The sequence below is a fragment of the Helicobacter sp. T3_23-1056 genome (genome assembly GCF_053654535.1).
The window spans coordinates 13,027-25,986 of sequence record NZ_JBSIUU010000006.1; the positions used below are offsets into that span (position 1 = coordinate 13,027).

A 12,960-nucleotide genomic window follows, 5' to 3' on the forward strand; every position below is an offset into this window, starting at 1 on the left:
CCACCCCTCAAATCTAGTGAGATTTTGCTAGTCTAGTTCGCGTTTTTTGGGGATTAGCACCACGCAGATAGTAGCCACTGCCATTAGCACAGCAAAATAGATAAAAAACCCTTCCTCTATCCCATTTGCCTTAAATTGCAATGCGACATAGTTCGCGCTTCCTCCAAATGCTGCTGCGCCAATAGTGTAGCTTATCCCCGTGCCAAGAGCCCTTACTTGCGGTGGAAACAAAGTCGTTTTAAAAATCCCAGCCACCGCGCTATAAAATCCAAGCATAAAGCACATAAAGCCCACGATTGCAAAGAGCAGTAGTGGTTCTGTTGTCTCTCTCATCAGCAAAAATGACGGATAAATCCCAAAAAATGCAAACACGCAAAAAATAAGTAACGAGTTTTTTAGCCCGATTTTATCGCTTAGCGCACCCATAAAAGGCACGACAATAAAAAGCAACAAAATCGCGCCTAGCATAATGTTATTTGCGATATGTGCGTCTATGCCGTTATTTATCATATAGACTTTAGAATACACCGTGATTATGTAGTAAGCAGGGGAGCACCCCGCAGTGATGCCTAGCACCAAAGCGACACTTTTCCACGATTTTAGCAAGGCTTTTAGGCTACCTCTATCTTCGTATTTTTTTAGGATTTCGCTAGAATCATCACTCATAAATGTCCTAACAAGCAGGCTTAGCAACGCTAGCACACCACCTGCAAAAAACAAAATCCGCCAGCCAAAATCCCTCATCTGCGCTTCATCAAAAAACAAAAACAAAAAACTAATGCTAGCCAACGCTAGTAGCTGTCCACCGATAAGGGTAAGGTATTGAAATGATGAGTAAAATCCCCTCTTGCCTTTTGGTGCGATTTCGCTAAGGTATGCGGCTGCTATGCCGTATTCGCCACCTACTGCTACGCCTTGAAGTAGTCGCGCTAGCAAAAGCAACACAATCGCAATATCGCCAATGCTATGTTTATCAGGCAAAAAAGCAATGCTAAAAGAGCCTAATGCCATAAAGATGATTGAGACTACCATAGAGCTTTTTCGCCCGATTTTATCGGCGATAGAGCCAAAAATCGCACTGCCAACAGGGAGCATCAAAAACCCCGCAGCAAACACGCCAAATACCGAAATCTGCTGAATTAGCGGGGAAGTAGCGTTTGAAAAATTATGCGCAAAATACACCGCCGCAAAACCATAAATATAAAAATCAAACCATTCTACGAGATTGCCACTGCTTGCGGCGATTACGCTTTGGATTCTTTTAGAATCGCTAATGCTTTTGTTAAACTCATTTTTGTCGCCCTTGTCGTGCTTATCGTGTTTATCGTGCTTGTGAAAATGCTTTTTTAGATTCCATTTTGGTTTAAATTTCATCATTGCCCCTTTTTATGCTTTGTATTTTTTTAGATTCTTTTTTGCGCTAGCAAAATCCATAGCACAAATAATGCTACTCTAATTCGCGTTTTTTGGGGATAAGATAGACGCATATAAGCGAGATAAACGCAAAAAACGCAAAATATGCAAAAAATCCCCATTCAATGCCGTGTTTGACAAAATTTAGCGCGACAAAATTCACACTCCCGCCAAAAACCCCCACACTTATCATCGCCCCAAGCCCCGCACCTAGTGCGCGGATATGTGTAGGGAAAAGCGAGGTTTTAGAAATGGCTGCCACAGCGGTATAAAAGCTAAGCATAAAGCACATAAAGCTAGCGATGATAAATAGCACAAACACACTTTGTGCCTCACGCATAAGCAAAAATAGCGGATAGATTCCAACTATGCAAAATCCTAAATACACGCTAAGCGAGGCTTTAAAGCCGATTTTATCGCTCACATAGCCTACGAGTGGGATAGCCACGCACAGCACGCATAACGCCCCTAGCATAATGTTGTTTGCGATATGTGAGGCTATGCCGTTGTTTATCATATAGATTTTAGGATATGTGGTGATGGTGTAAAATCCTATGGTGCAGCCAGCCGTTACGCCAATGACTAGGGCTAGTGATTTCCACGATTTTGCCAATGCCCTAAAACTCCCTCTATCGCTAAAAGAAAGTAGATTTTGCGCGCTATCATCTCTCATAAATCCACGAAAAATAAGACTAGCTAATGCCAAAATCCCACCTGCTACAAACAAAATCCGCCAGCCAAAATCCCTCATCTGCGCTTCATCAAAAAACAAAAACAACAAACTAATGCTAGCCACCGCTAGTAGTTGTCCGCCGATGATAGTGGCGTATTGAAACGATGAATAAAAACTTCGCTTTCCGCTAGAGGCGATTTCGCTTAAATACGCCGCGACAATGCCAAACTCCCCTCCAACCGCTACGCCCTGCAAAAGCCTAGCACACAAAAGCAAGATAATCGCGCTATCGCCAATGCTAGATTTATCGGGCAAAAACGCAATCACAAACGAGCCAAACGCCATACACAAAATCGAAATTATCATCGCTTTTTTGCGAGAATCTTTATCGGCTATGCGCCCAAAAATGATACTCCCCACAGGTAGCATCAAAAACCCTGCGGCAAAGACTCCAAAGACTTCGATTTGGGCTAGTAGGGGCGAAGTAGCGTTTGAAAAATTATGCGCAAAATATATTGCAGAGAATCCATAAATATAAAAATCAAACCATTCTATGAGATTTCCACTGCTTGCGGCGATTAGGCTTGGGATATGGGGTTTTGTTTGCATTTGTAGTCCTTTTTGTCTTGCTATTGCTACGCAAAGTTTGATTAGATTTTCGCGAAAAATTTATGTAGCATTTTGTCGCTTTTTGTCGTATATTGTCGCAAACTACATTCAAACCCCAAAATCTAAAATCCCCAAATTTACCAAAAAATCACCTTAGTTTTTACGCTACAAACTAAAGCAGTGGAAACACCTTTTTGGCTATCATTTCTAGCTCTTGGCGCACATTTGCGCATTGCACGATTAGCAGATTTAGCCCTGCTTTGTGATATGCGCGGATTTTCTCTGCGACTTGCTCTGGCGTGCCGATTAGATTTGAGCGAAGTCCGCGATTTGAGACGCTGTATTCTTGCTTGGTGATTTCTAAATCAAGTTGAGAATTGCCCGTAAAATCGCTATATGAGCTTGCATAATCGCTATAATTTTTTATCGTAGTGATTCTTTTTAGCTCATCTTGGGCTTCTTTTTCAGTATCGCGCACGATGATATAAGTCGCCATTCCAAACGCGCTAAAAGGCTCTTTGCCCGCTTTTGCCCTGCGCTCTTTCATATCGTTGATTTTCTCCCACACTTCTTCTACCGTGCCTCCGTGCATTAGATACCTATCGGCAAATTGCGCGATTGTGGTGCGCCCCACATCGCTCTCCCCGCCCGCATATACAAGAGGCATTTTGGTAGGTTTTGGCTCATTATAAGAATCCACAAAGTTAAAATACTTGCCTTTGTGATTTAGCGGAGTGTCCTTCCAAAATCCCCTTAGCACATCGGTGTATTCTTTGACTAGGGCATATCTATCATCGTGGGCGTCAAAGTTGATTCCATATTGTCTTGCTTCCTCTTCCCACCACGCGCTTACCATATTTACGCTAAATCGATTCCCACTGATTTGGGCAATGGTAGCGATTTGCTTAGCTGTGAGGGCGACTTGGTGGTATTGTGGACGAAGTGCTGCTAAAATCTCGATTTTTTTGGTAATCGCTGCTAGCCCATTTGCGATAGCCCACGCATCAAGCACGGGGGCTTTTTCGCCCTTTATGTCGTTTAGGTAGAGTTCAGGCACAAGTGTTAGCACATAGCCCAGCTCCTCTGCGTTTAGTGCCAAGTCTTTTATGTATTCCCAACTGCATTGTGTCGTGTCATCATCGACATTTCGTAGCCAGCTACCCCATACAGGTGTCCAATATCCAAACTTCATTTTCATCTTTTGCTCCTTTTTTTTGTTTGATTTACGCTGTTTGTTTAGCGTTTGTTTTGTCTAATTGCTCTCGCAAAAACTCCACGATTCTATCGCTTGCGGCTTGCTTGCCTTGAGCGCGCAAAGAATCCTCTACGACTTTGTTGTAGTTGGTATTTGTGTTTATGTCATACACTACGATTTCGCCATTTTGCGTTTCGATAAACTCCACGCCTGCGACTTGGATTTTGTGTAATTTTAAAAACCCCTCTAGTTGTTGGACTAAAGGCGTGTTTTCATTTATATCCTCACGCAGACTAAATTTGCTAACCCCACCGCTATTGCTATTTATATCGCACGCCGCCCCTGCGATTTGGGGCAAAATCTCTTTGTTAGATTCTGCATTTTGTGCATCTTCTAGCGCGCAGGCATCTGCTGGACATAGCTTAAACGCACCTCCGCTTGTATCCACGCGCACAGCATAGTGAAATCTACCACCGATAAATTCTACCCTAGTGATAAAAAGCTCTTTAGAGCGGACATATTCTTGCAACAGCGTAACGCCATCAATAGGCGTTTCAAACTCGCTAGATTCTACATACTCGCTAAAATCCTGCAAACTATCAAATCGCCGAACGCCTAGCCCTTTGCCACCTTGATTGTGCTTAGTGATAAATGGCGTTTGAAGTTTTTTTGCCTGCTCTAATAAATCCTCTTTGCCAAAAACAGCGATGGTTTTTGGCGTGCGAAATCCTGCTTGAGATAGGGCTAGATATTGTCGCACTTTGCTTACTTCTAGCTCTAGCACGCTAGAGCCATTTATCACCGCTCGATTATGGGATTCTAGCCAAGAGAGGATACTTCGCCCGTATTCTTTAGAAAAGGCATTATCTCGCGTGTGGCTTGAAGCAGAAATCCTACTCCAAAAAACCCCTTTAGGTGGCTCTTTGTCAATATCTATACTGCCATTTGTGAGGATAATCTCGCCAAACTCCACCCCCGCTCGCTCAAACGCTAGCGCAAAAGGCGGAATCCACTCGGGATTTTCGTGCAAGATATAAATGCCTTTTTGCAAATTGTTATATAACATAATCTGTCTCCTTTTTAGATTTTACTCTGCCTGTGCCTGTGTAGTCATCTATGCTAGATTTTGCCCCACCTACGCGGTATTGCGAAGCGATATGTGAATAATCAAGCCTATCGCCTTTGCCAAATAGTTTATTTCGCAGACTTCCCTCGACATATTGCTCTTTATACGCGCCTCTTTTTTGGAGTTCAGGCACGACAAAATCTACCACATCTTGTATTGTCCCGGGCGTTGTAGCATAGGCTAGGTTAAACCCGTCTGCATCGCTATATTCGATACATTCTTGCACGATGTCGGCGACTTTTTGTGGGCTACCTATGATTTTTGGTCCTTGTGAGCCTATGCCTGATAGTTTTATCAAATCTCGCAAAGTCCAAGTCTTGCCCTCATCTGTGGTGGAGTTTGTGAGGGCTTCGACTTGTGCGACTATGGCGTTTGATTTGATATTGCTTAGCGGGTCATCTAGCTCATATCGGCTCAAATCCACGCCTAGCCAACCAGAATTTAGCACCAAAGCCCCCTCTGTGCTTGCGTATTTTAGCAAGTCTTTGTATTTTGCCTCTGCTAGCTCTTGGGTTTTGTCCGTGATGATGGTGGCTAGAAGGTAGATTTTGGCACTATATGGGTCTCTCCCTGCTTGCACTAGCGCGTCTCGCACTTGTTTTACAGCGACTTTTGCGTATTCTTTTGTCGGAGGTGAGATAAAAATCGCCTCTGCGTGCATAGCGGCAAATTTTCGTCCACGCACAGAGTTACCCGCTTGAAATAGCACAGGGGTGCGCTGAATACTAGGCTCGCAAATATGAATCCCGGGGACATTAAAATACTTGCCCTTATGCCCTATGTGGTGGATTTTGTTAGGATTTGCAAAAGCACCGCTCTCCCTATCTAAAATCACCGCATCATCTTCCCAACTCCCCTCTAATAGCTTATAAATCACCTCCATATATTCATCAGCTAGCTCATATCGCTCATCGTGCGGTAGCTCGCTCTCACCCATATTTTTATTTGCGCTTGGCAAATATCCCGTTACGATATTCCAGCCTACGCGCCCTTTTGTGAGGTGGTCTAGCGTGCTAAGCCTCCTAGCAAAGGGAAATGGATGCTCAAAAGGCACACCAGCAGTAATCCCAAATCCTATATGCTTAGTCGCTGCTGCGCCCACTGCGGCTAACTGCACAGGGTCATTTACAGGCACTTGCAAAGCCGTCCTTAGCGCACCTAAATCATTGCCACCATACAAATCATACACGCCAATCACATCAGCGATAAAAATCGCATCAAATAGCCCTTTTTCTGCGATTTGTGCGAGATTTTGCCAATATTCTATATCTTTGTAGCGCAGGGCTTGGTCATTTGGATACCGCCAAAGCCCCGGGCTTAGATGACTTATGCAGTTCATCTCAAAGGCATTGAAACTAATCTGCTTTGTAGCCTTACTCATTGTCGCTCCTTAGTTTTATCTACCAAAATGTATGTTTGTAAATGCAGATTTTGCAAATACGGATTTTGGCTTTTTTAAGATTTTGGGGTTTTTGTCTTGTTTTTGGTATTTTTGGGTTTAGATTTTGTCTCTATTTTGTCGCTATTTTTTGACTACTTGTTCGCAAATCTATCGCCAAAATCGATAAAATCTAGCACAAAAACGCAAAAATTTGCAAAAACCTTGAATCGCATTCTATCTTAAAAAATGTAAAAACACAATATGTGTTTGCAAAAAATTGCAAATTTTCTACCAAATGTTTCATAAAAACACAATATGTGTTTGATAGATTTTGCGTCTTGGATTTTGCTTAAAAATATGATAAAAAATGTGATGAGGTTTGCATATAGATTTTGCAAAATCCAAAAACGCCAAAATCTATAATCATCGTTATTTGGCATTTCTTTTGATATAATGCAAAATTTATTTTGCCAAAGCAAAAGCGGACAAAATCCTAAAAAAACACAAACGGAGAATCACAATGCAAAATCTAAAAGAGCGACTAAATAATGATTTAAAAGAAGCGATGAAATCAGGCAATACATTTTTGCGAGACACTCTACGACTGCTAAACGCAGACATAAAGCGCGTAGAAGTCGATACACGCGAAGTGCTAGATGATACCAAAATCATAGCAATCCTCCAAAAAGCCTCAAAACAGCGCAAAGACGCCATAGAAGCATACAAAAAAGGTGGACGAAATGATTTGCTAGACAAAGAACAAAAAGAGCTAGACATCATCACTAGCTACCTGCCTGCCGAGCTTAGCGATGATGAGCTAAAGCAAAAGCTAGAATCTATCATCAAAGAAGTAGGTGCTACAAGCCCAAAAGATATGGGCAAAGTGATGGGCGTAGCAAAAGGGCTAAACGCCAATGGAAGCAGAATCTCACAAATGGTAAAAACGCTTTTGGGGTAGTAAAAATGCTTTTGGTGTCTTGGTGCAAAGCTTGGCGCAGGGGGCAAAACTATAAAACTAAGCTATTGTAAATGTTGCGTTTTGGCTTTTTGATTTGACTAATACGCGTTTTTTTGCGCGTTTTTTAAATTATGCTAGATTCACGGCTTTGCGCACATAAAGGCATATTATGGATTTAGAGAGGCAAATCGCGCTATTTTCGCACAAACGCTTGCAAAGCTATGAATCACTTACGCAACACAAAGATAATTTCTTGCTGATACAAAATCTATGCGCGAAAATCGGGCTTTTAGAGATTATCACGCGCAATAAAGTCGCACAAATTTTGCAAATAAATGATGATGATTTTATCGCAAAGCAAACGCTAGGATTTTGGTGCGACACAATAAACGAGCGCAAAATCCACAACGCACTTGTCAATCTTAACTCGCTTGATTTTAAAAAATACTCACGCTTTAATCGCAAGGACAAAATGCGTAATTATCAAAAAGTCATCGTTGCCTACGCGCTTTTTCGCACGATGAGAAACCGCGCATTTCACTTTGAAAATCTTTATAAGCGCAATGCAAATGGGACTTCTAGGCTCTCTACTTGCCAAATTTTTGGTAAAGTCAAAGTCGGCGTAGGGATAGATAGCGACAAAATGGAGGTGTTTTTAGATGATATGATAAATGCTTTTGATAGTGAATTGGGAGGATATTTTAGTTGAAGTTTATGTGATTTTGTGAAGATTAAGAGTGGATTTTAATGGTGGCGGTAAAGCACCGCCTTTAATGCGCGGGAATTATAGCACTTTTGACTTATGCTGTCAATACCAAATCTTTATAGATTTAGTGTATTATTAGCGGTTTTTGACAATCGCTTTGGTGGTTTCTATGCGTTTTGCACTCCATAGCACTACGGATTGTATCACTTCTTTTTGCACCGCGCTAATGAACTTTTCCATAAAATCAAAGGCGATTTTGCCCTCTATCGTGGGTAGCGGGATTTTATGATTTTCTAAACTGCCCATTCTGTATTGTTTGCCATAGCCATATTTTGATTTGTCCTTGTTAATTATCGTGCTTATGAATCGCAAATGATATTTATTCATCGGTTCTTTTGGATTCAAAACCAAAATATTATCATCGCAACAAAAATTTTCAATATGCACAAAAGAATTGCAAAACATATCAATCGTTATGGCATTGCTAAAAATTTGCTGATTTTGATTGCTGATAAATTCTTTTACGCCTTGATTAAATTCACCTGCGGTAAGCAAAGGCAAGTCGCCTTTGCTTACCGCATTTTTTACGAGTCGCGTTCCGCGCTTGTAGTTAAACATATCAATAAGTCTAAATTCCTCCCATTTGCCACCTTGTGCGATAAATTCTGATTCAAGATTCGCGAGATTATTTGCCCACCCCATTAATCCCCCTCCGCAAGGGAGGGGGAGAGATTGAGAGTCGCTTTCTGCAAGAGAATCATTATAAGCCCCTCCCTTTGCGTGAGGGGTTTTTTGGTGGGGTAATTTTCTCTACGCTAAAGACAATCCTTTTTTAAGACATTTGCGACTTCCCACGCGAAATACTCGCTCACGCATTTTTTAAAATCCTGCAAAGTGGGTTTAGAATCCACCTTTTTATGCTGGTCGAAATTCCAATCCGCCCCGCTGTCGCTTATAAAATCCTCGATATAGATTTCATCTAGATTCCACAGCGTGCTATCCACTTTGGCATTTTTCCCTGCCTTGTAGATTTTGATAATATCGCTGTAACGCGTGGTGGGATTATCCACTTCTTGCAAACTCCGTGCGGTGCGCTTAAAGCCGTTTTAATGCTTAAAAAAGCATTAAAGGCAATTTTATGGAGGATTTTACACGATTTTGCGCTTTTATTGTGAGTTTTGCAAAGAGATAGCAGAATCTAAGGACAAACTTAACAAAATTTTTGTAAAATGCTTCTCTTAGTGCTTTTGTAAGATTTTGCAAAAAATATCAAAAGTAGCCAACCAAAAAAGGCAAAAACCCAAGAAAAAGCCAAACACAAAAGGAGTCCAAATGTTCCACGAATACCGCGAAGAAATCAGCAAGCTAAAAACCACCGATGCGCATTTTGAAAAGATTTTTGATGAGCATAATGACTTAGACCAAAAAATCCAAAATGCCGAAAATGGCTTAGAGCCGCTATCAAATACGCAAATCGATACGCTAAAAAAGCAAAAACTTCGACTAAAAGATGAAGTCTATGCGATGATTTTAGAATATCGAAAGACACAAAAATAGCGACACATAAATGGGGTTTAGCCACGCTAGAGTAGCGCAAAAACCCCATAAATAACCCCAACTAACCAATCTAAATAATAACCCAAATAACAACAAAATATGAAAGCCACCAACGCAAGAAGCGCAGATGAAAGAAAATCTAGCCATTCCCACTCATAGCCCATCTCCACATAGCCCACATTCTTTACAAAAAAATTCCACCAAAAAAACCTCCAAAAATAAACCACCTACCAATCCTGCCAAAGACATTGCTACCAACCTAGCCAAACCAAAAAAAGCAAAATCCACCAACAAAAAATCTACCACAAAATCAACCCCTACAAATCACACTGCCACAAACGACACAAGTAGCAAAAAAATAGATTCTGCCACATTGCAAAAAATGCAAGAACTGCAAAAACTGCAAAATACTATCCCAAGCGAGATTATAAGCGCGTTTGAAGCTACGGATTATAACCGCACGATTGCGCTTTGCACGGCGTTTTTGAGCGAAAATCCTAGCGCGCCACAAGTGTGGTTTGTCTGCGGTATGAGCCTTTATTATCTAGCAAATATCCCGCGCGCCATAGAATCCCTCCAAATCGCCCTAACCCTAGCCCCAAATGATGAAAAAATCGCGTTTAATCTAGCCGAGATTTTGCGACAAAATGGCAACGCGCTAGCTGCGATTGAGATTTTGAGCGCGTTTGTGCCTTGCCAAAATGGCGATGTGTATTATAACCTTGCGCGTGCGCTAACCACGCAAGCAGAGAGCCTAAACGCACAAAATCTAATACAAGCAAGCAACTCCCCAACAATGAAAAATTTGCAAAATCTAACCACTTCCCAAAACCGCAAAAGCGCGCAAAATCTAGCAATACCAAACGACAAACAAGAAAATAACCCTACAAATGATATGAGTGAATCCATCTCACTAGAGACGCTTACAAATCCACAATATTTCATAAACCCCTACGAACCACAGATAAAGCCAAACCCAAAATCTACCCTCTTGCTAACCCAAGCAAAGCAAGCCTACAAAGCCGCCATAGAGCTAAACCCAAATGATAAAGACGCCATCTACAATCTAGCAAATTTGCACGCCAAAGATGGCGAATACAGCGAAGCTATCGCGCTATATCAAGTGTGTGGCACGCTAAATGCCAAGCTAAATCTAGCATTTTTATACAATCAAATCGATGAGGGCAAAAAGGCGTGTAAAATCTATGCGGAGTTAGAATCTGGCTTTGCCAAAGAGTGTGGATTTTTGCCACTAAGTATGGAGGGAAAAGAGTTTGACAAAGACGCGCTAGATTCGTATTTTCGTAGCAATATTTTGCCAAATATGCCCAAAAAACGCACGCAACAACATATTAGCTCTATTCAGCAGTTTGATGAAGCCACGCTAGAAAAAATCGCCACCTACAAAAGCCACATACAAGAATCTAGCACGCCACAAAAGCATATTTCACAATTTTATTTCAACTACGCAAACACCGCACGATACGCGGGATTTAATATGCTTTCATTTTATCTTTATGGCTGTGCGTATTGCCTAGATGCAAATCCACTTTGTGCGATAAATTATGCGCATTTGGCACTTAGTTTGCAAAATTTTTCACTTGGATTTAAGCTGTATGAGGAACGATTGGCGTTAGAAAAAGCTGATGTGTTTAATGCGGATTTTTTTGCGTCAAGCAAATATTTGCATAGCCTAAGTGCTAGCCCAGATGAAATCCAAACAATGCTAAAAGGCAAAAAAGTGCTGATTTTTGGGGAGCAGGGGCTAGGCGATATGATAATGTTTGGGAGGTTTATTGATGCTTTGAAGTGTGCGTGTGGAAGCGAGGTGTATCTATGCGTGCGAGATGAGCTAAAAGGGCTTTTTAGCCTGCGATATAATGTCGTAGAGAGGGATTTTGGCGGGTTTGATTATTGCGTGAGCGCGATGAGTTTGGCATATATTTTGGGGGTAAAATCTTTGAAAGATTTTAGTCAAAATGAAAACTATCTAGCAGGCTATCTAGGGGATAAATCTAGAGGGGTTGCAAAGGGGGGTTTTGCAAATAACGATTTTGTGAGGGAATATCTGCCAAATAGCACAACTAAAAAAACAGAGGATTCTAGCTTCACGCATTTGACAAAAAGTGCGAATGGCACAAATAGCAAAAATATCGCAAATAGCGCAAATAAAGTGTTTAAAATCGGTTTTTTCTTTGCCTCTACTTCAGGCTCTTCAAATGCCAAAGACAAATCTATCCCGCTAGATTTTATATTGCCCGCCCTTTTGCGCGTGCAGTCCTTGCTAAGCGATAACACGCAGCATAATTTGCAACAACATTTCACAAAAAACACAAAAATAGAATTGCATTGCCTCCAACCAGAATCCCTACTCCAAATCCACGCACAAGAAAATATCGCCAAAATCACCAACAATAGCCAAAAACCACAATCTAGCACAAAATCTAATGCCAACAACAACAATGATGACAACATAAGATTTTATGATTTGCATAGTTTTTTAGACACGGCAAAAGTGATGAGCGGGCTTGATATAATGGTAAGCATTGATTCTGCGCCCGCGCATCTAGCTATCGCGCTAGGCGTGCCTTGCTTAGTCATAGCGCACAAAAGATATGATTGGCGGTGGGAAGAGATAGGCAAAAATATCGCTTTGCAAAAAGAAGCGCAAGATAGCAAAGCAAACTTTGGCGGGCTATGTGGCGGGGAAGTGCTAGCTCAAGGGATAAATGGCGACTGGTCGCAAGTATGCAAGGCATTAGAATCGTATTTGCTAGATTTTGCAAAAAGAAGCAAAATCTAAATCCTTGCAAAGCCTGCAAAAATAATAAAATCTTTGTAGATTCTAAATTTCAAAAATATTGCAAAATCGCGCTAGCAAATATAACGCTAGCAAATCAAACTGCGCAATTTTAGCGCGGATAAAATCGCTTCACAAGCGTTTTGCGCTACACATTTTTATTGCGCGTTTTCACTACGCGCTTTTTCATTAAACACTTTTTTATATTACGCATTTTTTCACTAAGCACTTTTTTTATTACGCACTTTTGGGAGCAGGGCTTTTAGAATCTACATTCTGCATATTTTGCAAAGTCAAACTCTCTAATTCCTCCAAACTATGCAAACTATCCATATTTTTTATGCTATTTATTGAGCTATGTGGATTTTGCAAGACGCTTAATGAATGCAGACTTTTTTTGAAGTGCATATCTTTGATTTGCTTTCGCACAGCGTAGCGATGTCTCTCTACCTCTTTATACAGCATATAGCCCATTACCACGATTGGCAACGCATACAAAGCCACAATCACAAACATAAAAACTCCTTTAATTTGCTTTTTAT

Annotated in this window: 12 protein-coding genes; 4 read left to right on the forward strand and 8 right to left on the reverse strand. The window is 41.2% G+C overall.

Annotation, left to right across the window (positions count from 1 at the left end):
- Positions 1-27: 27 nt before the first annotated feature.
- The 5 genes from ACWIUO_RS04210 to ACWIUO_RS04230 form a co-directional block, all read right to left on the reverse strand.
- On the reverse strand, positions 28-1,374 hold the full coding sequence (locus tag ACWIUO_RS04210; RefSeq protein WP_454176675.1) for an MFS transporter: 1,347 nt from the start codon (positions 1,372-1,374) through the stop codon (positions 28-30).
- Positions 1,375-1,447: 73 nt separating this feature from the next.
- Positions 1,448-2,695: an MFS transporter gene (locus tag ACWIUO_RS04215; RefSeq protein ID WP_454176676.1), complete on the reverse strand. Its 1,248-nt coding sequence runs from the start codon at positions 2,693-2,695 to the stop codon at positions 1,448-1,450.
- A 172-nt stretch (positions 2,696-2,867) separates the two neighbouring features.
- The gene (locus ACWIUO_RS04220) at positions 2,868-3,893 is read right to left on the reverse strand and encodes an LLM class flavin-dependent oxidoreductase (RefSeq protein WP_454176677.1); all 1,026 of its coding nucleotides are present in this window, start codon (positions 3,891-3,893) and stop codon (positions 2,868-2,870) included.
- A gap of 25 nt (positions 3,894-3,918) precedes the next feature.
- Complete coding sequence (locus tag ACWIUO_RS04225) at positions 3,919-4,956, reverse strand: ATP-grasp domain-containing protein (RefSeq protein ID WP_454176678.1); 1,038 nt, start codon at positions 4,954-4,956, stop codon at positions 3,919-3,921.
- Positions 4,946-6,397: an LLM class flavin-dependent oxidoreductase gene (locus ACWIUO_RS04230; protein WP_454176679.1), complete on the reverse strand. Its 1,452-nt coding sequence runs from the start codon at positions 6,395-6,397 to the stop codon at positions 4,946-4,948. Before ACWIUO_RS04230 ends, ACWIUO_RS04225 begins: the two co-directional genes overlap by 11 nt.
- A 520-nt stretch (positions 6,398-6,917) precedes the next feature.
- Here ACWIUO_RS04230 and ACWIUO_RS04235 point away from each other — a divergent pair.
- Both ACWIUO_RS04235 and ACWIUO_RS04240 read left to right on the forward strand, forming a co-directional pair.
- Positions 6,918-7,355 carry a GatB/YqeY domain-containing protein gene (locus ACWIUO_RS04235; protein WP_454176680.1) on the forward strand — a complete coding sequence of 146 codons (438 nt, stop codon included), beginning with the start codon at positions 6,918-6,920 and terminating at the stop codon, positions 7,353-7,355.
- A gap of 169 nt (positions 7,356-7,524) precedes the next feature.
- Positions 7,525-8,064, forward strand: a complete 540-nt coding sequence (locus tag ACWIUO_RS04240; protein ID WP_454176681.1) for an ATPase — start codon at positions 7,525-7,527, stop codon at positions 8,062-8,064.
- A gap of 132 nt (positions 8,065-8,196) precedes the next feature.
- On the opposite strand, the gene ACWIUO_RS04245 is transcribed toward ACWIUO_RS04240, so the two are convergent.
- Both ACWIUO_RS04245 and ACWIUO_RS04250 read right to left on the reverse strand, forming a co-directional pair.
- On the reverse strand, positions 8,197-8,763 hold the full coding sequence (locus ACWIUO_RS04245; protein WP_454176682.1) for a restriction endonuclease subunit S: 567 nt from the start codon (positions 8,761-8,763) through the stop codon (positions 8,197-8,199).
- A gap of 113 nt (positions 8,764-8,876) precedes the next feature.
- Positions 8,877-9,140, reverse strand: coding sequence for a hypothetical protein (locus ACWIUO_RS04250; RefSeq protein WP_454176683.1), 264 nt, complete (start codon positions 9,138-9,140; stop codon positions 8,877-8,879).
- A gap of 253 nt (positions 9,141-9,393) precedes the next feature.
- Between ACWIUO_RS04250 and ACWIUO_RS04255 the strand changes: the two genes are divergently transcribed.
- A complete protein-coding gene (locus ACWIUO_RS04255; protein ID WP_454176684.1) occupies positions 9,394-9,618 on the forward strand; it encodes a YdcH family protein in 225 nt (74 codons plus the stop codon).
- A gap of 127 nt (positions 9,619-9,745) precedes the next feature.
- The gene (locus ACWIUO_RS04260) at positions 9,746-12,421 is read left to right on the forward strand and encodes a tetratricopeptide repeat protein (RefSeq protein WP_454176685.1); all 2,676 of its coding nucleotides are present in this window, start codon (positions 9,746-9,748) and stop codon (positions 12,419-12,421) included.
- 234 nt (positions 12,422-12,655) lie between these two features.
- Here ACWIUO_RS04260 and ACWIUO_RS04265 read toward each other — a convergent pair whose 3' ends face one another.
- The gene (locus ACWIUO_RS04265; RefSeq protein WP_454176686.1) at positions 12,656-12,934 is read right to left on the reverse strand and encodes a hypothetical protein; all 279 of its coding nucleotides are present in this window, start codon (positions 12,932-12,934) and stop codon (positions 12,656-12,658) included.
- Between the last annotated feature and the right edge of the window lie 26 nt (positions 12,935-12,960).

What these genes read in the sequence shown, in the direction of transcription:
- ACWIUO_RS04210 (WP_454176675.1), bottom strand. Translation starts at nt 1,374, where the DNA reads ATGAAATTTAAACCAAAATGGAATCTAAAAAAGCATTTTCACAAGCAC.
- ACWIUO_RS04215 (WP_454176676.1), bottom strand. Translation starts at nt 2,695, where the DNA reads ATGCAAACAAAACCCCATATCCCAAGCCTAATCGCCGCAAGCAGTGGA.
- ACWIUO_RS04220 (WP_454176677.1), bottom strand. Translation starts at nt 3,893, where the DNA reads ATGAAAATGAAGTTTGGATATTGGACACCTGTATGGGGTAGCTGGCTA.
- ACWIUO_RS04225 (WP_454176678.1), bottom strand. Translation starts at nt 4,956, where the DNA reads ATGTTATATAACAATTTGCAAAAAGGCATTTATATCTTGCACGAAAAT.
- ACWIUO_RS04230 (WP_454176679.1), bottom strand. Translation starts at nt 6,397, where the DNA reads ATGAGTAAGGCTACAAAGCAGATTAGTTTCAATGCCTTTGAGATGAAC.
- ACWIUO_RS04235 (WP_454176680.1), top strand. Translation starts at nt 6,918, where the DNA reads ATGCAAAATCTAAAAGAGCGACTAAATAATGATTTAAAAGAAGCGATG.
- ACWIUO_RS04240 (WP_454176681.1), top strand. Translation starts at nt 7,525, where the DNA reads ATGGATTTAGAGAGGCAAATCGCGCTATTTTCGCACAAACGCTTGCAA.
- ACWIUO_RS04245 (WP_454176682.1), bottom strand. Translation starts at nt 8,763, where the DNA reads ATGGGGTGGGCAAATAATCTCGCGAATCTTGAATCAGAATTTATCGCA.
- ACWIUO_RS04255 (WP_454176684.1), top strand. Translation starts at nt 9,394, where the DNA reads ATGTTCCACGAATACCGCGAAGAAATCAGCAAGCTAAAAACCACCGAT.
- ACWIUO_RS04260 (WP_454176685.1), top strand. Translation starts at nt 9,746, where the DNA reads ATGAAAGAAAATCTAGCCATTCCCACTCATAGCCCATCTCCACATAGC.
- ACWIUO_RS04265 (WP_454176686.1), bottom strand. Translation starts at nt 12,934, where the DNA reads ATGTTTGTGATTGTGGCTTTGTATGCGTTGCCAATCGTGGTAATGGGC.